Source organism: Novosphingobium sp. SG919 (assembly GCF_012932495.1).
GTDB lineage: Bacteria > Pseudomonadota > Alphaproteobacteria > Sphingomonadales > Sphingomonadaceae > Novosphingobium > Novosphingobium rhizosphaerae.
In genome coordinates this window covers 1,464,929-1,485,420 of sequence record NZ_JABCNG010000001.1, presented here as the reverse complement: position 1 = coordinate 1,485,420, position 20,492 = coordinate 1,464,929, and the positions used below count along the sequence as shown (strand labels likewise).

Sequence of the window (20,492 nt, the reverse complement as noted above, 5' to 3'; positions counted from 1 at the left end):
GCAAACCACAGGCCATGCGCGCCAAACTTCCTTTCGCAGCCGCACTGGCCGGCCTTGTGCTGTCGCCTTTGCCCTCCCCCGCCAAACCTGCTCTTGGCCAGCCCGCCCTTGGCCAGCCAGCCCCGGCCAAGGCGCCGGGCGCGGTCCTGGCCAGTGCTTGTGCCGGTCGCGATGGCTGGGCCGATCCCGCTCCGCCGCAACGGATTTTCGCCAACACCTGGTATGTCGGCACGTGCGGGATAAGCGCCGTGCTGATCACCTCGCCGCAGGGACACGTGCTCGTCGATGCCGGCGTGGCCGATGCTGCGCAAAGCGTGGCCCACAATATCGAGGCTGCCGGGTTTCGCCTGGCGGACGTGCGCTGGATCGTGCTCAGCCACGAACATTCCGATCATGCGGGTGGCCTTGCCGCGCTCAAGCGCATGACGGGCGCACGCCTTGCCGCCCTGCCGGCAGCCGCCCGCGTGCTGGAAACCGGCAAGGTTCCTACCGAAGACCCGCAGGCCGCCTGGCTCAAACCCTTTCCCGGCGTTCATGTCGACCGGGTGCTGCGCGATGGGGACGTGCTGGCAACGGGCGCGCTGCGGCTGGTAGCCCATGCCACGCCCGGCCACGCGCCCGGCTCGACCAGTTGGACCTGGACCAGTTGCGCCGGCCGCGATTGCCGCGCGATCGCCTATGTCGACAGCGTGACGGCCCTTGCCGCGCCGGGCTGGCGCTTTGCCGATCATCCCGCTCATGTCGCGGCGTTTCGCGCCTCGCTCGCCCGGATCGCGCGCCTGCCCTGCACTTTGCTGATCACCCCTCACCCTGGCGCCAGCGACCTGTTCGACCGCCTTGCCGCCGGCGCGCCGCGGCCAGCGCCCGGTGCCTGCCGCGCCTATGCCGCGCGTGGCCGGGCAAAGCTGGACGAGACCCTTGCCAAGGAAGCCGCCAGCCCACAAAGACCCACGCCATGAGCTGGAAAATCACTATCCTTGCCCCGCGCGCCGTGGTTCAGGCCGCGCTGATCGCCCATGAAGACGTGTTCGACTGGGATCCGGAGATCGTTATTGCCGGCAGCGAGATTGCCGAGGACAAACCCGAGGACTGGCAACTGGAAGCCTGGCTGGCCGATGAGCCGGGCGAAACGGAACGCGCCGCAATCGCCGCGCTGTTCGCCGATGGCGCGCCGCCGATGCAGATCGAGGAACTGCCTGAAGAAGACTGGGTCACGCTCAGCCAGCATGGCGTGGAGCCGATCCACGAAGGGCCGTTCCACGTTCACACGCCCGAATATCCGGCGGTGGACCAGCCCGGCATCCGCAATTTCCTGATCCCCACCAGCCAGGCCTTTGGCACGGGGCAGCACGCCACCACGGCCGGTTGCCTGGCCATGCTGGCCCACATGAAGGCCCACGGCGCGGCGGTGCGCAGCCTGGCCGACATCGGCACCGGCACCGGCTTGCTCGCCTTTGCCGGCTTGCACCTGTGGCCCGGCGCACGCGCCATCGCCAGCGATATCGATGCGGTCTGCGGCCCGGTCGTGGCCACCAATGCCGATGCCAATGGCGTGCCGCTGGGCGATGGGCCGGGCAAGCTGGCCATGGTCATCGCGCCGGGCATGGACCACCCGCTGCTGCGCCTTTCCGCCCCTTATGACCTGCTGATCGCCAATATCCTGGCCGGGCCGCTGATCGAACTCGCCCCCGAATTCGCCGCGGCGGTCAAGCCGGGCGGCCATGTCCTGCTCGCCGGCCTGCTCGCCACGCAGGAACGCGCGGTGCGCGCCGCCTATGCCCGCGCCGGCCTGCGCCTGGCCGCGCGCCAGGTGCGCGGCGACTGGTCGATCCTGTGGCTGCGCCGCCGCCCCACCACCCGCATCCGCGCCAGCAAGCCCGGCACGCTGCCGGCATGGTCGCAGAAGTGGTAGGTTCGGTGAAGGCGTCCACCACCTCCAACCCCCTCCTCTAAATAAGAGGGGGCTTTAAAATCAGTCCTTTAACTCCCCCTCCTCTTCAGAGGAGGGGGTCGGGGGGTGGTGGAACCCAAGCACAACCTCTCAAGCCCGGCTTCCCACCATCGCCAGCCCGAACGCCACGAAGATCGCGCCGGTCACGCGGTTGAACAGCTTGCGCGGCGAAGGCTTTTCCAGCCAGCGCGCCACCGAGCGGCCACCCAGCGCATAGAACATGTAGGACGTGATCTCGATCACCCCGAAAGTGGCGACCATGACGGCAAATTGCAGCGGCTTGGGCCGCGCCGGATCGATAAACTGCGGCAGGAACGCCCCGGCGAACAACAGCGCCTTGGGGTTGCTGATGCCGATCAGGAAGCCGGTGCGGAACAGCGCCAGCGGCCTTGGCGCTACCACGGGATCACCGGCACCCACATCGATCGCCGCTTCCTGCGCGGTCCAGGCCTTGTATCCCAGGTAAAGCAGATAGGCCGCACCCACGATCTTGAGCGCGGTGAACAGCTGCGGCATCGCCACCAGCACCGCCGAAAGGCCCGCCGCCGAAAGGCTGAGCAGGCACAGCACCGCCAGGAAGCAGCCGCACATGGCAAACATCGCATGGCCAAAGCCGAGCGTGACGCTGCGCGTCATCACGTGGAGCATGTTGGGGCCGGGCGAAACCGAGATGAAGAACACGGTGACCACGAACAGCCACCAGGTATGCAATGCCATGCCGTTTATCCCGCTGCCTTGAAGATTTCGGCCCAGGCGGCCTCGTCGATTACCTCAATGCCCAATTCGGCAGCCTTTTTCAACTTGCTGCCCGCGCCCGGCCCGGCCACGACCAGGTCGGTCTTGGGCGAGACACTGCCCGCCGCGCGCGCGCCCAGCGCCTCGGCCTGGGCCTTGGCCTCGTCGCGGCTCATGGTTTCGAGCTTGCCGGTGAACACCACGGTCTTGCCGGCGACAGCACTGGCGCGGGTTTCCACGATGAAATCGGGCGGGCTGACTTCGCCCAACAGATCATCCCACACCGCGATGTTGTGCGGTTCATGGAAAAAGTCGCCCAGCGCTTCGACCACCACCGGGCCAACGCCATCGATGCCGAGCAGATCGGCCTTGGCGTCTTCATCGCCGCCATGGGCTTTTTCCGCCACGGCGCGCAAGGCGGGCAGCGTAACGAAGCGCTTCATCAGGTCGCGTGCGGTCACCGCGCCCACGTGGCGGATGCCCAGGCCGAACAGCAGGCGCGCGGCATCGGGCTGCCGCTTGGCCTCGATCGCGGCGATCAGGTTGTCGACCGACTTGTCCTTCCAACCCTCGCGCCCCACGATATCGTCGCGCCGCTTGCGCAGGCGGAAGATGTCGGCCGGGCTTTCCAGCCAGCCCAGCGCAAAGAATTCGGCAATGGTCTTTTCACCCAGGCCTTCGATATCGAGCGCAGCGCGGCTGACGAAGTGCCTGAGGCGCTCGGTCCGTTGCGCCGGGCAGACCAGCCCGCCGGTGCAGCGCACGTCCACTTCGCCTTCCTCGGCCACCGCCTCGCTGCCGCATTCCGGGCAGTGATCGGGAAACACATAGGCCGGGCGCTCGTCGTCGCGCGTCAGGTTTTCAACCACTTGCGGGATGACATCGCCGGCGCGTTGCAAGACCACGCGGTCACCCACGCGCACACCCAGCCGGCCGATCTCATCACGGTTGTGAAGCGTGACGTTGGTAACGGTCACGCCGCCTACCAGAACCGGGCGCAAGCGACCCACCGGCGTCAGCTTGCCGGTGCGGCCCACCTGGATGTCGATCGCCTCCACGGTGGTCTCGGCGCGCTCGGCAGGGAACTTGTGCGCCATGCCCCAGCGCGGCGCCTTGGCCACGAAACCCAGCCGGCGCTGCCATTCCAGGCTATCGACCTTGTAGACTACGCCGTCGATATCATACGGCAAATCAGCGCGTTGCGCCTGGATGCTGCGATAATGCGCCACCATTTGCGCCACATCCTCGCACCGCGTCAGCAAGGGCGAAACCGGCACGCCCCAGGCGGCGATCTGCTGCATCATGTCCCACTGCGTCGCGGCGGGCACTTCGCTCGCCGCGCCCCAGCCGTGCGCCCAGAAGCGCAAGGGCCGGCTGGCCGTCACGCTCGCGTCCTTCTGCCGCAGCGATCCAGCAGCAGCATTGCGCGGATTGGCAAAGACCTTGTCGCCCTTTTCCTCTTGCGCCGCATTGAGCGCCAGGAAATCGGCCTTGGCCATGAACACTTCGCCGCGGATCTCGAACGCGGCAGGCGGCGCCACGCCCGAATCCGTGGCAAGTTCCTGCGGGATGTCGCTGATATGGGCCACGTTGGCCGTCACGTCCTCGCCCACCTGGCCATCGCCACGGGTAGCAGCACGCACCAGCTTGCCATGTTCATAGCGCAGCGAGCAGGACAGCCCGTCGATCTTGTCTTCGGCCGTCATCGTCACTGGCGCGTCGCTTGGCAGGGCGAGGAAGCGGCGCACCCGCGCGACGAATTCCTCCACCTCCTCATCGGAGAACGCGTTGTCGAGGCTCATCATCCGAACCTCATGCGTTACCTTGCGCAAGGGCGAGGACGAAACCTCGTGCCCCACCGCGCGCGAGGGGCTGTCCGCGCGCACCAGATGGGGAAATGCCGCTTCCAGTTCGGCGTTGCGCCGCACCAGGGCATCGTATTCCGCGTCGGAAATTTCCGGCGCATCTTCCGCGTGATAGCGCCGGTTGTGATAGGCAATCTGCCGCGCCAGCCGCATCAGCTCGTTGGCGGCTTCCGCCTCGTTCATCGCTGCCGGATCGCTCATCACTCGCACACTCTCGCCAAGACCGTTGCACACAGGGGGCGGCGGATACGAAATCCCAGCCTTTCGTAAAGCCGGATCGCCGCTGCATTCTCGGCATAGCTGTGGAGGAACGGCTTGTCCCCCCGTTCCAACAGGCGATCGCGCACGTGGCCGATCAGCCGCGCGGCGAGGCCCCGGCCGCGAAACTCGGGCCAGGTGGCAACACCGCTCACTTCGGCAAAACCGGGCGCCGGGCGCATCCGCTCGCCGGCCATCGCCGCCAGGCGCCCATCCAGGAAAATGCCGTAGAACTGGCCATAGCGCCAAGTGTCAGGGCCCCACGGCCCGGGCTTGGTTGCAAGGGCGAGCGCGGTCATGGCCGGCACGTCCGCCTCCCCCAGCGGCACAATGTCCGGCGCGTCGATCCGTTCGGGCACGGCAAGGCGGGCATCGGCCACCATCTGCACCAGCGGCGCCACGCGGCGCACGGCAAGGCCGGATGGCGCCACCACGGCCTGCGGCTCCACCGTCCAGAGTTCATCGTCGGGCGCTGCCAACAACTTGGCCAGATGCTCCTCCGCTCCCGGCGCAGCAGCGGCAAACGGGCCATAGCCCGGATCGATCCGACACGCCGCCTCCGCGCCCGTCCAGCGGGACAGTGCCCGCTGCGGGCCGTTCAGGGCATGCCACACTGGCCGATCGAGCGGCACGAACCCGGCGCTCATGCCTGTTCCAGCAGCCGCCTTGCCTGGGCGCGCGCTTCCTTGGTCACTTCCGCGCCCGACAGCATCCGCGCGATTTCTTCCTTGCGGCCCGCCGCGTCCAGCTTGCTCACCGAAGTGCGGGTAACGGTGCCTTCGCTGGTCTTGGCGATCAGGTAATGCGCATTGCCGCGTGCAGCCACTTGCGGACTGTGCGTTACGGCCAGCAATTGCCCGCCGCGCGCCAGCCGGGCCAGCCGCTCGCCGATGGCGCTGGCCACCGCGCCGCCCACGCCCCGGTCGATTTCATCAAAGATCACGGTCGCCGCCCCGCCTTCTTCGGCCAGCGCCACTTTCAGCGCCAGGATAAAGCGCGAAAGCTCCCCGCCGGAGGCGATCTTGCCCAGCGGGGCAAAATCGCTGCCGGGGTTGGTGGAAATGAGGAATTCCACCCCGTCCATGCCTTGCGCGCTCCAGCGGTCTTCGGGCAGGCGCACCACGGCGGTGTGGAACCGCGCCGCGTCGAGGCGTAGCGGCGCCAGTTCGGCGGCCACCGCCTTGTCCAGCTTGCGCGCCGCTTCGGCCCGCTGCACCGAAAGCGCCTCTGCCTTGGCGCGATAATCGAGGCCGGCATCCATCGCCGCGCGCGCCAGGCCGGCAATCTGCGCTTCGCCGCCTTCGATCGATTGCAGCGCGGCCTGCAAGGCCTCCCGCCGCGTCGGCAGATCGTCTACCGTGCAGCCGTGCTTGCGCGCGGCGGCGCGAAGATCGAACAGCCGCGTCTCGATGCGGTCGAGCAGGCCAGGATCGTGTGCCAGCGCTTCGGCGGCGGCCGCAAGCTTGTCTTCCGCCTCCCCCGCCTCGATCACCGCGCGGTCCAGCGCTTCGAGCGCTTCGGCCAGCAGGGGATGCTCGCCGGCGATGCGGTCCAACCGCCGCGCTGCGCTGCGCAGTTGCACCAGCGGCGCATCAGAGCCCTGCCACAAGTGCTGCAATTCGTTGAGATCGCCCGAAAGCTTCTCGCCCTTCTGCATCGTGGCGCGTTGCAGGGCGAGTTCCTCCTCTTCGCCCGCCACCGGCTTCAAGGCATCGAGCTCGGCCAGATGCGCCTCGATCAGGTCCTGCTCGGCCGCCGCGCTGGCGAGTTGCGCGCGCGCCTGCGCCAAGGCCTGCTCGGCCGCGCGCCAGGTTTCCCACGCCCGCGCCACCGCCGCGTTGTCGGCCCGGGCATAGCGATCGAGCAGCATGCGATGGCCGCGCGCATTGACCAGGCCGCGATCGTCATGCTGCCCGTGCAGTTCCACCAGGAACCGCGCCAGTTCGCGCAGCAGCGCCACGCCCACGGGTTGATCGTTGACATAGGCACGGCTGCCGCCATCGGCGCGCAGGCGGCGGCGCAGCAGCAGCGGCTCGCCCGGCTCCCAATCGATCGCGGCCTCGGCCAGCACGGCTTCCACCACACCCGGGCGTTGGGCAAATTCGAACGTGGCCGTCACGCTCGCCACGTCTTCTCCGGCGCGGACCAGCCCACTATCGGCGCGATCACCCAGAACCAGGCCCAGCGAATCCAGCAGGATCGATTTACCGGCGCCGGTTTCCCCGGTCAAAACGCCCAAACCGCCCGGAAACGCGAGGTCCAGTGCCTCGATCAGGACGACATTGCGGATGGAAAGCCCGGTCAGCATCCGTTGTTCCTAGCGTGTTGCAACGCCCTCGTCACGCCCTTGCGTTCCCGTCTTGTTTCACATCGGTGACACGGTGTCGCCTCGCCGCAATGTGACGGCCGTATGGGATTCGCAAGACAACGGCAGCATATGAAGGGAATGGGTCATGGATCGCCCAACCGACCGTAGCTTTGCCCCTCTTGGCGAATGGATCAAGGGCGCCCCCGATTGGCTCGACAAGCCCGAACCGCGGGGCTTCCGGCCCAAGCGGCGCGTGCGCACCGTGTGGATTTCCGATCTCCACCTCGGCACGCGCGGTTGCAACGCCGACATGCTGCTCGATTTCCTCTCGGCGATCGAATGCGAAACGCTCTATCTTGTGGGCGATATCGTCGATGGCTGGCGCCTGTCGCGCGGGTGGTACTGGCCCGATGCCCACAACGAAGTGGTGCGCCGCGTGCTCAAGATGGCCCACCGCGGCACGCGCGTGGTACTCATCGCCGGCAACCATGACGAGATGCTGCGCCCCTATGCCGGCATGACCTTCGGCGGCGTGGAACTTGCGCTCGATACCATCCATCGCACGGCCGATGGGCGCCGCCTGCTGGTCACGCATGGCGACGGGTTCGATGGCGTGGTGCTCTATGCCCGCTGGCTCGCGTTCCTGGGCGATGCGGCCTATGCCGTGCTGCTGCGCGCCAACCGCTGGGTCAACCTGGTGCGCCGGCAGTTCAAGCTGCCCTACTGGTCGCTCTCGGCCTACATGAAAAAGCGCGTGAAGAACGCCGTGCAATTCATTTGCGACTTTGAAGAAGCCGTGGCCCACGCCGCGCGCGACATGGGCGTGGACGGGGTGGTGTGCGGCCACATCCACTGCGCCGAAATCCGCCAGATCGGCGATGTCACCTATTACAACGATGGTGACTGGGTGGAAAGCTGCACCGCGCTGGTGGAAGATTTCACCGGCGCCATGAGCATCGTCGACTGGGCCGAGGAACTGCGCAAGCAGGCGCCGTTCACCCCGGCAACCACGCTCGAACTGCCCAGCCCGGCCGAAACGGAAACCGTCTGATGCGCATTGCCCTGGCGACGGACGCCTGGACCCCGCAGGTCAACGGCGTGGTGCGCACGCTCACCACCACGGTCGGCCATCTGCGCGCGCGGGGGCATGTGGTGGAATTGCTCACACCCCAGCAGTTCCGCACATGCGCCCTGCCCGGTTATGGTGAAATTCGCCTGGCCATGGCGCCGCGGTTCGGCACGCGGCGCACCCTGCGCGATTTTGCCCCCGATATCGTCCATATCGCCACCGAAGGCCCGATCGGCTGGGCCGCACGCAGCTGGTGCAAGGCCTCTGGCGTGCCGTTCACCAGCGCGTTCCACACCCGCTTTCCCGATTATGCCGCCATGCGCACGGGCCTGAGCCCCGATGTGTTCTGGCCGGTGATGCGCCGCTTTCACGCGCAAAGCGCCGCCGTGCTGGTTTCCACTCCCAGCCTGGCACGGGAACTGGCCGGGCACGGCATTCACCAGACCCGGCTATGGTCGCGCGGGATCGACGCCGATCTGTTCAATCCCGGTCACGGCCCGCTGCCCGAGATCGCGGCGCTTCCCGGCCCGATCCTGCTCTATGTCGGCCGGGTGGCGGTGGAAAAGAACCTGGGCGCCTTTCTCGATTGTGCGGTTCCCGGCAGCAAGGTCGTGGTGGGCGATGGGCCAGACCTGGCCATGCTCAAGGCCCGCTATCCCCACGCGCATTTCACCGGCGCACTGTCTGGCACGGCGCTGGCGCAGGCCTATCGCGCCGCCGATTGCTTCGTGTTCCCCAGCCGCACCGATACCTTTGGCCTGGTGATGATCGAAGCGATGGCCTGCGGCGTCCCCGTCGCGGCCTTTCCCGTCGCCGGCCCGCTCGACGTGGTGGGCGCGGCGGGCCTTGGTGCGCAAGGCAACCTGCTCCGCCCGATCGGCGCCTGCGATGAAGACCTGGGGCAAGCGATTGCCACGGCGCTCGCCTGCCGCCGCGAAGATGCCGCCGCCTATGGCGCCAGCTATTCCTGGGAAGCGGCCACCGACCAGTTCGAAGCGGCGCTCGCCACGGCCGTGGAACAGATCGCCCAGGCCGCCTGACGGCGCAAGATCCTCCCTGTCGCAAAGCGATGGGGAGGCGGTGGGCGGCAGGCCCGACGAAGGGGCCGTCCCGCCCCATGGTGCACTGCAACCAATTGCGGCCTGACGCATTTGCCCGGAACGCCCCCACCGCACGGAGCCTTCCATGTCGCAGCGCACTCTGATCCAGTTCTTCCATTGGTACCTGCCCGAGGGCCGCTTGTGGGACGATACCGCCGCCGCCGCACCAGGCCTGGCGGAAATGGGCGTGACCGACGTGTGGCTGCCGCCCGCCACCAAAGGCGCCAGCGGCGCGATGTCGGTCGGCTATGACACCTACGACTTGTTCGACCTGGGCGAGTTCGACCAGAAAGGCACCGTCCCCACCAAGTATGGCACGCGCGCCGCGCTGGAGACGGCCTGCGCCGCGCTGCGCGACCATGGCCTGCGCGTGATCCACGATGTGGTGTTCGATCACAAGATGGGCGCGGACGAGACCGAGCGGGTGCAGGTGCGCCGCGCCAATCCGGAGAACCGCACCGAGATCGAGGACGAAGCCTTCGACGCCACCACCCACACCCGCTTCACCTTCCCCGGCCGCGCCGGCGCGCATTCGCGCTTTGTGTGGGACCACAAGTGCTTTTCGGGCGTGGATCGCATCGAAGACCCGGAAGAAGACGGCGTGTTCCGCCTCGTCAACCAGTATGGCGACGGCGAATGGAACGAAGAGGTGGACGACGAACTCGGCAACTTCGATTTCCTGATGGGCGCCGACGTGGAGTTCCGCAACCGCGCGGTCTACGAGGAATTGAAGTTCTGGGGCCGCTGGCTGGCCGAGCAGGTGCCGGTGGACGGCTTTCGCCTGGATGCGGCCAAGCACATTCCCGCCTGGTTCTTCCGCGATTGGGTGGGCCATTGCCGTGACAGTATCAGCCCCGATCTGTTCGTGGTGGCCGAATACTGGCACCCGGATCGCGAAGCGCTGGCCACCTATCTGGAACGCACCGATCACCAGCTTTCGCTGTTCGACGCCGCGCTCGTCCACCGTTTCCACGATGCCGCGCGCGCAGGCGCCGATTACGACTTGCGCACGATCTTTGATGGCACGCTGGTGCAAAGCCAGCCCGACCACGCTGTCACTATGGTGGCCAACCACGATACCCAGCCGCTCCAGGCGCTCGAAGCGCCGGTGGAAGACTGGTTCAAGCCGCTCGCCTATGCGCTGATCCTGCTGCGCGAGGGCGGCGTGCCCTGCCTGTTCCACCCCGATCTCTACGGCGCGAGCTATGCCGATACGGGCAGTGACGGGCAGACGCACGACATCACGCTGGCCCCGGTGGCGTGCCTTGCCAAGCTGACGCAGGCGCGCCAGCGGTTTGCCCACGGGCCGCAGACCGACTTGTTCGCCAGCGCCACCTGCATCGGCTTCATCCGGCATGGCACGGCCGAGGCACCGGGCTGCGTGACGATCCTGAGCAACGGCGAGCCGGCCTCGCTCTCGGCCGAACTCGGCCCCGACCACGCCGGCGCCACCTTCGTCGATTGGCTCGGCCACTGTGATGGCGAATGCGTGGCAGACGAGGCCGGGCGGCTCGAGGTGCGTTGCGAGGGTGGCAGCGTCAGCGTGTGGGTCGACAAGGCCGCACTGTGACGCGGAATTGTTACCGAATGTTCCAAATCGGCTAATCACAATTGGCAAGGGACTGCCCGCCGCCACTTGTTGCCAATCTGCAACACGCTGGCGGCGGAAGTTTCTGGCAGCGGCACGATTTGGAACCTCATTTTCCCAGCGATGTTCAGCAGGTGGGACAGCATCATGGGGAATATCATGACTATCAAATCACTTACCGCAATCGCTATCGCCGCAGCCGGTCTGCTGGCTCAGCCCGCTTTCGCCCAGGACGATACCGCAGCGCCTTCCAACGGGACGACATTCCGTGGCATTCGTGTCGAAGGAAACGCGGGTGGGGACCGTTTCCAGTCGGAAGGTAACCATAACGACAAGTTCGGCTATGGCGCCACGGTCGGTTTCGACGGCACCTATGGCCAGCACATCCTGGTCGGCGCCGAGGGCAGCTACTGGCGCGCCAACAACTGGAACGAAAACTGCACCGGCCTCGCCGATGGCAACAGCATCTGCCACAAGTCGTTCGAGGAATGGGGCGCCGCCGTGCGCGCCGGCTATATCACTTCGTCGGGCGTGCTGTTCTTCGGCAAGGCCGGCTATGTGAACGGCGAACAGCGCAAGCGGATCGACGATCCTTCGGGCACGCAGCTGGTCTACGATCACTATCGCGCCGATGGCTACCAAGTGGGTGGCGGCATGGAATTTTCGCCCACGCACAGCCCGCTCTACATGAACGTGCAGTACGTCTATTCCAACTATCATGGCCATTCGTCGCGCCAGCGCGTGATGGCTGGCGTGGGTGTGCGCTTCAAGTAAGCGCAGCCAACGCGGCACGATCTGCGGGGTGGCGCGGCAACGCGGCCACCCCGCTTTGCATTTTCTGTCTTTAAACCAATATGTTCCTTCGCCTTGGCTTACGCTCGGAATATTTCGTCGTTGCGCGCGTGAACCAACCGGCGGTTCGGTCGTTGCGCAGGCATTGTTGCTGGATTGTAACCACCGGAAGGACACCATCATGCGCCGATTTTCCACCAAGATTGCCTTTGCGCCCGCGCTCGTCGCCGCGCTCAGCCTCAGCGCGCTCGATGCTGCACCGGCTTTTGCGCGCCATCATTATCATTCGCGCGCGCACTACCGCTGGTGCCGCCATTCCAGCGGCACGACCGGCCTGATTGCCGGCGGTGCAGGCGGCGCGCTGCTCGGCCATGCCTTGATCGGCGGCCCCGTGGGCATCGCGGCCGGTGCCGTGGGCGGCGCGTTGGGTGGCCGGGCCATCGATCGCACGATGACCGCCAAGAAGCGCTGCCGCTAAGCCCGGCTGCCGTCGTCTTTGCGACATTGCCGATGACAGGCCTGTCTGCAAAGGCGCGCGGCAATCGCATTGCGGCTGCCAGCGTTGCCGCAGGCCTGGAGATCCTCCTGGCCTTGCTCTTGCTGTTTGGCCTCGCCTCGCCCCACGGCGCGGGCGAGGCCATGCGCAACGGAATTACCGCGATAACACTGTCGCACCCGCCAGCGCCCATCGCCAGCAAACCGCCGCCATCGCAGCCGCACCATTCGCACGCCGCGAGCAAGGCCGCGCCCGCCGCCCTGCGCGCCCAGGCCGCTCCGGTTTTTGCCGCTGTCACGCCTTGGGCCAAGCCTCCGCCCATTCCCGTCGCGCCGCAAGTTGCCCTGGGACTCGCGCCCCATAGTGGCGCCGCGCTCGTACCCGGACCGGGCAATGGGGCGGGCGGCCAGGGCAATGGCACGGGTTCGGGCACCAGCGGCACCGGTGATGGCGACGGCGGTAGCGATCCCGAATGGACCGGCGGCAAGATCAAATCGTCCGATTACCCGCCGGCCGCGCGCGCCGCCCAGGCCCAGGGCACCACCTCGGTTACCATTTCCGTGACGGCACAAGGCCGCCCCAGCGCTTGCCGCGTCACCCAATCCAGCCGCAACCCGGCGCTGGACGCCACCACATGCGAGCTGGCGATGAAGCGCTTCCGCTTCCGCCCGGCGCGCGACGCATCGGGCCGCGCGGTGGCAGGCGAAGTGGATTACGACCAGGAATGGACGATGGGCATCCTCTCTGACGCGCCATAGCGCGATCGGCTTGGGCCCAGCCGTCATCGGCGATTTGTAGTTGGAAATATTTTTGGCCCAGGCCCGAAATTCCCCGGCAATCCCGGCAAAATCGTTATGCAGAAAATCGATAAATTGACCCGAAAAATCTGGACTCCATGGGCCGGAACCAGAATTGTCTTTCAATTTTTCCACAACGTGTTATTAGAGTTCTGCTTACGTCGCATGCGACGGATAATCGGCAGCTTTATGCCCACCCCTTTATCCTTTTCTAGCACTATCGAAGCCGGGATGCGCTGCTTTTGGCGCATGCCCGTCATACTTGGGATAAAGGACTATCCATATGACCACCGGAACCGTGAAATTCTTCAACGTCGACAAGGGTTACGGCTTCATCGCGCCCAATGGCGGCGGTAACGATGCGTTCGTGCACATCTCGGCCGTCGAACGCGCCGGAATGCAGACCCTCGAAAAGGACCAGGCCGTTTCCTATGACCTGGAAACCGACCAGCGCGGCAAGACCTCGGCCGTGAACCTTCAGCCGGCGTGATGGATGCGAGGCGGTGCGGCCAACCGGTCGCATCGCCCCACCCTCGCGTTGAACAAGCTGGAGCCTAGACATGACTGATCCGAAAAATCGCCCGTTCCTGATCAACAAGGATGACGAGGGCCATTTCCGGCTGACCGTGCGCACCACGCGCTACAATTCGCAGGGCTACCCCGTGGTCACCGCGTCGCTTCAGGACGAAGTGTTCCAGACCATGGCGAAGGCTCGCCTGTTTGCGCGGGAAAACTTCAACGCGCAGCCGGGCGAATACGCGTCGAAATAGCCGTTACCGCATTCGCGCGAACGCGGTTGCGCACATCCACGGCCAACGTGTGACGAACCGCTTGGCAAACCCGATCGTTTCGATTGCCAGGCGTGATGTGCCCGCAACCCCCAGCCGCCGAAAGGAAGACCATGGCCAAGAGCCAGAAGAAATCGAACAAGGAAATCCGCAAGCCCAAGGCCGCCAAGCCGCCTAAGCTGAACGCTTCCAACCATGCCACCAAGCCTGCGCCGGTCGGGATCGTCACGATCAAGACCTGACAGCAGCCCGCACCGGCCCGGCCGCACGCCGGCGAATGCCTGCATTCGCCCGCGACGGGCACGTGCCATGCAGGCATTTTCTATCGCAAGCTTGTTGCTGGCAATTCCCCATTTCCGGGCAATGGCACGATGCGCCAGGCTCGCGATCACGTGGAGGACACGCCATTGATGAACGCGCTTCCCAACCTGACCGATCAGCAATTGCTCGAGGCACACGAAGCCTCCGACATTTCCGCGATCAACGGCATCGTCAGCCTCGCCAATATCCTGCGCGGCCGCAACATCCTGAGCGACGCCGAAGCCTCGGCACTCTACGAGAGCATGAGCCTGCCGCTGGGCATGGCCAAGTATGCCGACAATCCTTCCGTGCAGGACATCCAGCTCAACCTGGACCGGCTTTTCGCGATGGTCGTCGATCCAGGCTGAAGGCTGGCCTCGTCCGAGCAAAAAGAGCTTCTCAGCCCAGCTTATCCTTACGCGAACGCAAGTGCTGCACAGCACAGGCGGAGAGACACATTCGAACGGCTGGTTTCACCCACTTGCGGACCATCGCAATATCGATGAAAATAGTCCCGATGGATCGTTCCCCCTTGATACACCGGCAGGGATGGCGCGGAGCGGCAATCGGCACTCTGGTAGCGCTTGCTGCGATCGTGGCTGCGGTTTGGTTAGGGGGAGCAGGTCACGGCTCTTATGTCGCTGCTCGCGCACTTTTCCCGTTCTCTATGCTTCTGACGTTGCGCGAACGGAGCATTGGGCCAATTGGGATCGGCGTGGGTCTTGCTCAGTTTCCGCTGTACGGCACACTGATTGGCAGCGCCATAGCCACAAAAAATTACCGCGCCGTTGGTGTTGCGGCGGCTGCCCACCTCGTTGCCGGTCTCGCCTGTTTTTCGGGAATCCTGAGCGCTTTCGCTTAGCGAACGAATGACCGCTTCCCACAATTCCAGTCCATTCCTTCGTCATTCCGCGCAGGCGGGAATCCAGTTCTGGGGTGCCGTCAACACTGAAGCGGCGCCCCTTCCCGCAGTAGCCTTTGGATTCCTGCCTTCGCGGAAATGATGGAGTTGGAGGTTACAAAGGCAACTCCCGACCAAAATTGCCTTCTGTCTTTTCCAAACGGCGTGAATTGCCGGTGCAACGGCGCGCGCCGTCACGAAAAAGGGCGCCCGATCAAGGCGCCCTTTTGCATGTCGTCTCTGCGTCCGAAAAATCACGCCGCGGTGATATCGTCACCCTTGGCGTTCATCAGCTTGAACGCGCGCTTGTACCATTCGCTGCCCGGGTAGTTGGTGCCCAGCACGGCGGCGGCCTTTTGCGCTTCGTCGCGCACGCCCAGCGCCAGGTAGCATTCGACCAGGCGGAACAGCGCCTCGGGCGTGTGGCTGGTGGTCTGGTACTTGTCGATCACCACGCGGAAGCGCAGCGTGCCGGCCAGCCACTTGCCGCTCTTTTCATAGAAGCGGCCCACTTCCATTTCCTTGCCGGCCAGGTGGTCGTTCACCAGGTCGAGCTTGAGGCGAGCGTCGGTCGCATATTGGGTATTGGGATAGCGGCGGATCACTTCGGTCAGCGCGGTCAGCGCCTGCTGGGTGATCTTCTGGTCGCGCGTGACGTCGCTGATCTGCTCGTAATAGCACAGCGCCACCAGGTAATAGGCATAGGGCGCGTCCTTGTTGCCGGGGTGGATCGACAGGAAGCGCTGCGCGGTCTGCACCGACTTGGCATAGTCGCGCGCCACGTAATAGCTGAAGGCGCCCATCAACTGCGCCCGGCGGGCCCAGGGCGAATAGGGATGCTGGCGCTCCACTTCGTCGAACAGCGCGGCCGCCTGCTTGGCATCGCCACGGTCCAGGCGGTCCTTGGCGGTCATGTACAGCGTGTCCACGTCGCGCGCGACATAAGCCACGTCCTTCTTGGCCTTGTTGCCGCCCGCGCAGCCTGCGGTCAGGCCAATGGCAACGGTTGCGGCGGCAAGAACGGCGATGCGCAGCGGGCTGCGGCCAGAAGCAAGAAGGGTCATGGGCCGTCCTATAGCCAGCGGCTTGGCCCACGCCAAGCGAAGGTTGAAGCCACACGCAAAAGTTGCGGTTGATTGCGTTTTTGGGTGCATCCCGGGCCTAAGATGCGATCCGCTGACGCGGATTCACGCCTCTGCCGCCTCGTCGAACGGGGGCACCAGCGTGATCCCATCGGCCAGCGTCACCTTGTCGAGCATGTCGGCCATTTCGTCACGCAGCCGGATCATCAGCCCGCGCAGGCGGCATTCCGCCTCGGGCAGGCAATTGGCGCAGTGTTCGTGCGCGTTGCGGCTGGCACAGGGCACCAGGGCCAGGCTGCCACGGGTCAGGCGGATGATATCGCCATAGCGGATATCCACCGGGGGCAGCGCCAACTCATAGCCGCCGTCGCGCCCGCGCTGGGAAATCACCACGCCTTCGCGGGCCATTTCCGAAAGGATCACCGTAAGGAACTTGCGCGGGATGTTCTGCGCCTCGGCAATCGCGTCAAGCCGCACCGGCCCTTGTCCAAACGTGTCGGACAGATGTTGCAGAGCACGGATCGTATAACGCGTTTTTTGCGAGAGCATGTGAAATACAAAAAGACGGTTGGCCGCGAATGTCAACGCCACAACTTGAATATCCCGGTGCAGCATCGCTTTTGCAGCCATGCTGCACCGGGAAAACGCCATTTACGGCTTGATGCGCTGCTCCACGAAATCGAGACGCGCGCGATAGGGGTCTTCCACTTGCGCCGCGCCCGATGCATCGATCACGTGCACCGTGGTGTCGGTGGGCGTCACTTGCGGCCAGGGCGAAAGGCCGGGCAGCCCATCGGGGCGCCCGGTCTTGGCAAAGGCCACCCACAGCTTGTGCGTGAGCGTCGCCACCGGCTGTTCGGCAGGAATGGCAGTGGGCTCCTTGCGCCCGGCCAGGCTGTCGAACACATAAGGCAGTTCCGAGGCATGCGGCGCACCGCCCATCGCCGCCAGCGGCGCCGGATGCGCATAGGCAAAGCGATAGAGCCACACCGGTTGGCGCGGCGCCAGCAGCCGCGCCACGGCGCGCGCGGGCTCGATGAACATGCTGTCGGCACTGGTCATCGTCCCCACCACCAGGCCGGTAGCGGTGCCTTGCGGATCATAAAGCGCGCGCGCCTTGTCCGCATCGGCACCATAGCTGGCAAAGATCGCCGCCTTGTCGGTCGTCCTCGGGAAACCATCAGCCGAATTGGACCCGATCAACACCGGCACCGGCGCATCGAGCCCCGCGGCGGCCGCATCGTTGGACGCGCCGACGATCGTCTGCCCATCCACCATCGGCCCGGAATAACCGGTCTGCGCCATGGTCATCATGCTCAGGTTTCCGGTCACCTTCGCTTCGGGCAAGGCGCGCAGGGCCGCCGCATCAAGGCCGGGGGCAAAGTCGGCGCCGATCTTTGCTGCGCGCGCGATGGTCGGCATCGGCAGCGTGCCATCACGCCCGCCGCCCGATTCGATGATGGCACGGGCAAACAGGCCGCGCGCCAGCGGCGATTGTAGCAGCATGTGCATGCTCATGCCACCGGCGCTTTCGCCAAACACGGTTACGTTGGCCGGATCGCCGCCAAAGGCCGCAACATTGGCCTGCACCCACTTGAGCGCGGCGATCTGGTCCAGAAAGCCGAAGTTGCCGCCCAGCCCTTCGGCCTTGAGCGCAGGATGGGCAAAGAACCCGAACCGGCCCAGCCGATAGTTGAGGCTGACCAGCACCACCCCGTCGCGGGCAAAGGCCGCGCCGGAATAGACCGCCGGCGAGGTGCCGCCGTTGACGAAGCCGCCACCGTGCACCCACACCATCACCGGCAGGCGGGCGTTTGCCGCGGCGCCCGCAGGCTTCCACACGTTGAGATAGAGACAATCTTCGGCCGGCTGCGTCCGGATCGGCGCAGCATCGGGCGGGAACGGCGCCTGGGCGCAATCATGGCCATATTGCGTGGCATCGCGCGGGGTGCTCCACGCCGGCGCCGGTTGCGGCGCGCGCCAGCGCAAGTCGCCCACCGGCGGCGCGGCATAGGGAATGCCCTTGAAGCTCGCCACGGTACCCTCCACCGCGCCCACCAGCGCGCCCTGCGCCACCGTGACGGTGGGCGCGGCGGCTGGCGTGGGCGCCGGCTTGGCCAGCGCGGAAAGCGGCAGCGCCAGGGCGCCGGCCATCAGCAAGATCTTGTGCATGTTCATCGCCCTCAATCCTTCCAATTGCGCGCCGGCAGGCGCACCGTCACCACTTGTCCCAGCGTCTGGGCATCGCTGCCCAGGGCAAAGCCATAGCTGCCCGCCGGCATCGTCCAGCCGCCGCTGCTCTTGGGCCCGCCCTTCGTGTCATCGCGCCAATCGGCCAGCAGGCGCGGATCGATCGGCACGCTCACCGTCTTGGCCTCGCCCGGCTCAAGATGCACGCGGGCAAAGCCCACCAGGCGGCGCTTGGGGCTGCCGGCGCGATCCACCAGATAGACCTGGCCCACATCGTCGCCCGCCACCTTGCCGGTGTTGCGCAGCGTAAAGCGCGCGGTCTTGCCGTCCACGCTCAACCCCTCGCTGGCAAAGGTGGTGTAGCTCAAGCCATAGCCGAACGGAAACAGCGGCTTGGCACCCTTGCGGGCAAACCAGCGATAGCCCACGTCAGACCCTTCGATGTTGTAATCGGCCTTGAGCGTGGCATCGGGCGTGGGCGGCGTGCCCATGAAATCGGGATCGAGCGTATCGCTGCCATCCACCTTGGGCCGGGGCAACTGGTCCACGCTGGCGGGGAACGTCACCGGCAGGCGCCCGCCCGGATTGGCCTCGCCAAACAGCACCTTGGCGATCGCTTCGCCACCGCGCGCGCCGGGATACCACGCTTCCACCACCGCGGCGGTCTTGTCCAGCCAGGGCATGGCCACCGGCCCACCGGTTTCCAGTACCACGATCGTGCGCGGATTGGCCGCCGCCACCGCCGCGATCAACGCGTCCTGGCCATCGGGCAGCGACAGGTCGGGCTGGTCCAGCCCTTCGGTGCGCCATTCGGTGGCAAACACGATCGCCACGTCTGCCCGCCGCGCCGCTTCCACCGCATCGGCGATATAGCGCCCGTCGCGGAAATGCACCGCGGCTTGCGGCACGCGCGCCTTGATCGCATCGAGCGGGCTGGAGCGGTGGAACTGCTGCTGCATGATCCCCGCAAACGGACCGGAAGCGAGCACCGGCCGCGCCACCACCGGGCCACCATCGCCCTGCACCTGGCTCGACCCGCCGCCCGAAACCACACCGCCATCGGCATAGCCGCCGATCACCGCCACGTTCCTGGCATCGCGCAGCAAAGGCAGCGCATTGTTCTGGTTGCGCAGCAAAACGATGCCGGCGATCGCCGCCCGTTCGGCCACGGCGGCGTGGGCAGCCTCGTCCCACGTTCCGCCCGCCGTCACCGGGTGCTGGTCCACACCGGTGGCATATATCGCGGTCAGCACACGGCGGTTCATGTCTTCCAGGCGCGCGGCCCAGGCCTTGTTGCCCGCGGCCTTTTCCGCCAGCTTGCTGCCGAAATAGACCGCCTTGTCCAGCTGTTCGCCCGATTGCTGGTCAAGGCCCGCCGTCGCGGCCTCGATCCCCGGCACCGCGCCCCAGTCCGACATCACGAAACCCTTGTAGCGCCAATCGCGCTTGAGCACGGAATTGAGCAACCAGTCGCTGGCGCAGGCGCGCGGGCCGTTGACGCGGTTATAGGCGCACATGATCGAGCCGGGCTGGCCCTGCTCGATACCGATCTGGAACGCCAGCAGGTCGCTTTCGCGCGCGGCGGCGTTGTCGATCTGGATATCCACGAACTGGCGGCCGGTTTCCTGGCCATTGAGCGCGAAATGCTTGATCGTGGAAATGATGTGGTTCGATTGGATGCCCCGGATCGCGGCGCCGACCAGCACGCCCGACAGCAGCGGGTCTTCCGACAGGTATTCGAACGTGCGGCCATTGCGCGGATCACGCGTCAGGTTGACGCCACCGGCCAGCAGCACGTTGAAGCCGCTGGCGCGCGCCTCTGCCCCGATCATCGCGCCGCCGTCATGCAGCACCGCCGGGTCCCAGCTGGCAGCCTGGGCAATGCCCGATGGCAGGGCCGTGGCGCCCCGCTTGCGGGCGCCCGAAACCCAGGCAACGCCCAGGCTCGCGTCGGTTTCCTTGAGCGCGGGAATGCCCAGGCGCGGCAACCCGGCGATATAGCCGGCACCCGGCACGGCATCGGCCGGAATCGGCGGCGAATTGGGAAACAGCTGGATCGCCATGATGCCGTGGGTCAGCGTCGTGCGCTCGTCCGCCTGCAGGGCCTTCACGGTCTGGGCGGCACGCGCATCTGCCGCTGCAAGGTCAACCGGCGCGCCACCGGGCGCCGGGTTGGCCGCCGCGTTGCCCGCGGCCTGCGCGTGCGCCATGCCCGCCCCGGCGACGGCCAATGCCATCACCGACAAAAATCTCATGCCCATTGTCGCATCCT

At 66.2% G+C, this 20,492-nt stretch carries 22 protein-coding genes; 13 read left to right on the top strand and 9 right to left on the bottom strand.

Annotated elements, in window-relative coordinates:
* Window positions 1-14: 14 nt before the first annotated feature.
* Window positions 15-959 (top strand): subclass B3 metallo-beta-lactamase, encoded by a 945-nt coding sequence (bla, locus tag FHT19_RS06665; RefSeq protein ID WP_169474363.1) that lies wholly within the window; start codon window positions 15-17, stop codon window positions 957-959.
* Window positions 956-1,912 (top strand): 50S ribosomal protein L11 methyltransferase, encoded by a 957-nt coding sequence (locus tag FHT19_RS06660; protein WP_169474362.1) that lies wholly within the window; start codon window positions 956-958, stop codon window positions 1,910-1,912. The genes bla and FHT19_RS06660 overlap by 4 nt, the downstream gene beginning before the upstream one ends.
* A gap of 129 nt (window positions 1,913-2,041) precedes the next feature.
* Here FHT19_RS06660 and FHT19_RS06655 read toward each other — a convergent pair whose 3' ends face one another.
* The 4 genes from FHT19_RS06655 to recN are packed head-to-tail and all read right to left on the bottom strand — an operon-like array spanning window position 2,042 to window position 7,117.
* Window positions 2,042-2,668 (bottom strand): LysE family translocator, encoded by a 627-nt coding sequence (locus FHT19_RS06655; protein ID WP_169474361.1) that lies wholly within the window; start codon window positions 2,666-2,668, stop codon window positions 2,042-2,044.
* Between the two features lie 5 nt (window positions 2,669-2,673).
* Complete coding sequence (ligA, locus tag FHT19_RS06650; RefSeq protein ID WP_169474360.1) at window positions 2,674-4,752, bottom strand: NAD-dependent DNA ligase LigA; 2,079 nt, start codon at window positions 4,750-4,752, stop codon at window positions 2,674-2,676.
* The gene (locus FHT19_RS06645) at window positions 4,752-5,456 is read right to left on the bottom strand and encodes a GNAT family N-acetyltransferase (protein WP_169474359.1); all 705 of its coding nucleotides are present in this window, start codon (window positions 5,454-5,456) and stop codon (window positions 4,752-4,754) included. The genes ligA and FHT19_RS06645 overlap by 1 nt, the downstream gene beginning before the upstream one ends.
* Window positions 5,453-7,117 carry a DNA repair protein RecN gene (gene recN, locus FHT19_RS06640; protein ID WP_169474358.1) on the bottom strand — a complete coding sequence of 555 codons (1,665 nt, stop codon included), beginning with the start codon at window positions 7,115-7,117 and terminating at the stop codon, window positions 5,453-5,455. Before recN ends, FHT19_RS06645 begins: the two co-directional genes overlap by 4 nt.
* A gap of 145 nt (window positions 7,118-7,262) precedes the next feature.
* On the opposite strand from recN, the gene FHT19_RS06635 reads away from it, so the two are divergent.
* From FHT19_RS06635 to amyA, 3 genes are all read left to right on the top strand, one after another.
* Window positions 7,263-8,168 (top strand): UDP-2,3-diacylglucosamine diphosphatase, encoded by a 906-nt coding sequence (locus FHT19_RS06635; protein WP_246865900.1) that lies wholly within the window; start codon window positions 7,263-7,265, stop codon window positions 8,166-8,168.
* Entirely contained in the window at window positions 8,168-9,226 is a 1,059-nt protein-coding gene (locus FHT19_RS06630; protein ID WP_168554799.1) for a glycosyltransferase family 1 protein, read from the top strand. Before FHT19_RS06635 ends, FHT19_RS06630 begins: the two co-directional genes overlap by 1 nt.
* A gap of 145 nt (window positions 9,227-9,371) precedes the next feature.
* On the top strand, window positions 9,372-10,856 hold the full coding sequence (gene amyA, locus FHT19_RS06625) for an alpha-amylase (protein WP_169474357.1): 1,485 nt from the start codon (window positions 9,372-9,374) through the stop codon (window positions 10,854-10,856).
* Between the two features lie 35 nt (window positions 10,857-10,891).
* Here amyA and FHT19_RS24590 read toward each other — a convergent pair whose 3' ends face one another.
* On the bottom strand, window positions 10,892-11,023 hold the full coding sequence (locus tag FHT19_RS24590) for a hypothetical protein (protein WP_282435859.1): 132 nt from the start codon (window positions 11,021-11,023) through the stop codon (window positions 10,892-10,894).
* Between the two features lie 10 nt (window positions 11,024-11,033).
* Between FHT19_RS24590 and FHT19_RS06620 the strand changes: the two genes are divergently transcribed.
* From FHT19_RS06620 to FHT19_RS06590, 8 genes are all read left to right on the top strand, one after another.
* Window positions 11,034-11,648 (top strand): outer membrane beta-barrel protein, encoded by a 615-nt coding sequence (locus FHT19_RS06620; protein WP_169474356.1) that lies wholly within the window; start codon window positions 11,034-11,036, stop codon window positions 11,646-11,648.
* A 199-nt stretch (window positions 11,649-11,847) separates the two neighbouring features.
* Window positions 11,848-12,144, top strand: a complete 297-nt coding sequence (locus FHT19_RS06615; RefSeq protein ID WP_169474355.1) for a hypothetical protein — start codon at window positions 11,848-11,850, stop codon at window positions 12,142-12,144.
* Between the two features lie 32 nt (window positions 12,145-12,176).
* Window positions 12,177-12,920, top strand: a complete 744-nt coding sequence (locus FHT19_RS06610; RefSeq protein ID WP_169474354.1) for an energy transducer TonB — start codon at window positions 12,177-12,179, stop codon at window positions 12,918-12,920.
* Window positions 12,921-13,242: 322 nt separating this feature from the next.
* The gene (locus tag FHT19_RS06605; RefSeq protein ID WP_168554794.1) at window positions 13,243-13,449 is read left to right on the top strand and encodes a cold-shock protein; all 207 of its coding nucleotides are present in this window, start codon (window positions 13,243-13,245) and stop codon (window positions 13,447-13,449) included.
* Window positions 13,450-13,519: 70 nt separating this feature from the next.
* The gene (locus tag FHT19_RS06600) at window positions 13,520-13,729 is read left to right on the top strand and encodes a hypothetical protein (protein WP_168554793.1); all 210 of its coding nucleotides are present in this window, start codon (window positions 13,520-13,522) and stop codon (window positions 13,727-13,729) included.
* Window positions 13,730-13,860: 131 nt separating this feature from the next.
* Entirely contained in the window at window positions 13,861-13,989 is a 129-nt protein-coding gene (locus FHT19_RS24585; protein ID WP_282435860.1) for a hypothetical protein, read from the top strand.
* Window positions 13,990-14,157: 168 nt separating this feature from the next.
* Complete coding sequence (locus FHT19_RS06595) at window positions 14,158-14,415, top strand: hypothetical protein (protein WP_169474353.1); 258 nt, start codon at window positions 14,158-14,160, stop codon at window positions 14,413-14,415.
* A 149-nt stretch (window positions 14,416-14,564) separates the two neighbouring features.
* Window positions 14,565-14,909: a hypothetical protein gene (locus FHT19_RS06590; RefSeq protein ID WP_169474352.1), complete on the top strand. Its 345-nt coding sequence runs from the start codon at window positions 14,565-14,567 to the stop codon at window positions 14,907-14,909.
* Window positions 14,910-15,202: 293 nt separating this feature from the next.
* Here the strand turns inward: FHT19_RS06590 and FHT19_RS06585 are convergent, their stop codons facing one another.
* The 4 genes from FHT19_RS06585 to FHT19_RS06570 form a co-directional block, all read right to left on the bottom strand.
* Window positions 15,203-16,012 carry an outer membrane protein assembly factor BamD gene (locus tag FHT19_RS06585; protein ID WP_169474351.1) on the bottom strand — a complete coding sequence of 270 codons (810 nt, stop codon included), beginning with the start codon at window positions 16,010-16,012 and terminating at the stop codon, window positions 15,203-15,205.
* Between the two features lie 123 nt (window positions 16,013-16,135).
* On the bottom strand, window positions 16,136-16,579 hold the full coding sequence (locus tag FHT19_RS06580) for an Rrf2 family transcriptional regulator (protein WP_168554790.1): 444 nt from the start codon (window positions 16,577-16,579) through the stop codon (window positions 16,136-16,138).
* A gap of 102 nt (window positions 16,580-16,681) precedes the next feature.
* Window positions 16,682-18,208, bottom strand: a complete 1,527-nt coding sequence (locus FHT19_RS06575; RefSeq protein ID WP_248290292.1) for a carboxylesterase family protein — start codon at window positions 18,206-18,208, stop codon at window positions 16,682-16,684.
* Window positions 18,209-18,213: 5 nt separating this feature from the next.
* Window positions 18,214-20,481: a glycoside hydrolase family 3 C-terminal domain-containing protein gene (locus tag FHT19_RS06570; RefSeq protein ID WP_169474350.1), complete on the bottom strand. Its 2,268-nt coding sequence runs from the start codon at window positions 20,479-20,481 to the stop codon at window positions 18,214-18,216.
* Window positions 20,482-20,492: the final 11 nt, after the last annotated feature.

Excerpts from the sequence above, each read along its gene's own strand:
- bla (WP_169474363.1), top strand. The coding sequence starts at position 15 with ATGCGCGCCAAACTTCCTTTCGCAGCCGCACTGGCCGGCCTTGTGCTG.
- FHT19_RS06660 (WP_169474362.1), top strand. The coding sequence starts at position 956 with ATGAGCTGGAAAATCACTATCCTTGCCCCGCGCGCCGTGGTTCAGGCC.
- FHT19_RS06655 (WP_169474361.1), bottom strand. The coding sequence starts at position 2,668 with ATGGCATTGCATACCTGGTGGCTGTTCGTGGTCACCGTGTTCTTCATC.
- ligA (WP_169474360.1), bottom strand. The coding sequence starts at position 4,752 with ATGAGCGATCCGGCAGCGATGAACGAGGCGGAAGCCGCCAACGAGCTG.
- FHT19_RS06645 (WP_169474359.1), bottom strand. The coding sequence starts at position 5,456 with ATGAGCGCCGGGTTCGTGCCGCTCGATCGGCCAGTGTGGCATGCCCTG.
- recN (WP_169474358.1), bottom strand. The coding sequence starts at position 7,117 with ATGCTGACCGGGCTTTCCATCCGCAATGTCGTCCTGATCGAGGCACTG.
- FHT19_RS06635 (WP_246865900.1), top strand. The coding sequence starts at position 7,263 with ATGGATCGCCCAACCGACCGTAGCTTTGCCCCTCTTGGCGAATGGATC.
- FHT19_RS06630 (WP_168554799.1), top strand. The coding sequence starts at position 8,168 with ATGCGCATTGCCCTGGCGACGGACGCCTGGACCCCGCAGGTCAACGGC.
- amyA (WP_169474357.1), top strand. The coding sequence starts at position 9,372 with ATGTCGCAGCGCACTCTGATCCAGTTCTTCCATTGGTACCTGCCCGAG.
- FHT19_RS24590 (WP_282435859.1), bottom strand. The coding sequence starts at position 11,023 with ATGATGCTGTCCCACCTGCTGAACATCGCTGGGAAAATGAGGTTCCAA.
- FHT19_RS06620 (WP_169474356.1), top strand. The coding sequence starts at position 11,034 with ATGACTATCAAATCACTTACCGCAATCGCTATCGCCGCAGCCGGTCTG.
- FHT19_RS06615 (WP_169474355.1), top strand. The coding sequence starts at position 11,848 with ATGCGCCGATTTTCCACCAAGATTGCCTTTGCGCCCGCGCTCGTCGCC.
- FHT19_RS06610 (WP_169474354.1), top strand. The coding sequence starts at position 12,177 with ATGACAGGCCTGTCTGCAAAGGCGCGCGGCAATCGCATTGCGGCTGCC.
- FHT19_RS06605 (WP_168554794.1), top strand. The coding sequence starts at position 13,243 with ATGACCACCGGAACCGTGAAATTCTTCAACGTCGACAAGGGTTACGGC.
- FHT19_RS06600 (WP_168554793.1), top strand. The coding sequence starts at position 13,520 with ATGACTGATCCGAAAAATCGCCCGTTCCTGATCAACAAGGATGACGAG.
- FHT19_RS24585 (WP_282435860.1), top strand. The coding sequence starts at position 13,861 with ATGGCCAAGAGCCAGAAGAAATCGAACAAGGAAATCCGCAAGCCCAAG.
- FHT19_RS06595 (WP_169474353.1), top strand. The coding sequence starts at position 14,158 with ATGAACGCGCTTCCCAACCTGACCGATCAGCAATTGCTCGAGGCACAC.
- FHT19_RS06590 (WP_169474352.1), top strand. The coding sequence starts at position 14,565 with ATGGATCGTTCCCCCTTGATACACCGGCAGGGATGGCGCGGAGCGGCA.
- FHT19_RS06585 (WP_169474351.1), bottom strand. The coding sequence starts at position 16,012 with ATGACCCTTCTTGCTTCTGGCCGCAGCCCGCTGCGCATCGCCGTTCTT.
- FHT19_RS06580 (WP_168554790.1), bottom strand. The coding sequence starts at position 16,579 with ATGCTCTCGCAAAAAACGCGTTATACGATCCGTGCTCTGCAACATCTG.
- FHT19_RS06575 (WP_248290292.1), bottom strand. The coding sequence starts at position 18,208 with ATGAACATGCACAAGATCTTGCTGATGGCCGGCGCCCTGGCGCTGCCG.
- FHT19_RS06570 (WP_169474350.1), bottom strand. The coding sequence starts at position 20,481 with ATGGGCATGAGATTTTTGTCGGTGATGGCATTGGCCGTCGCCGGGGCG.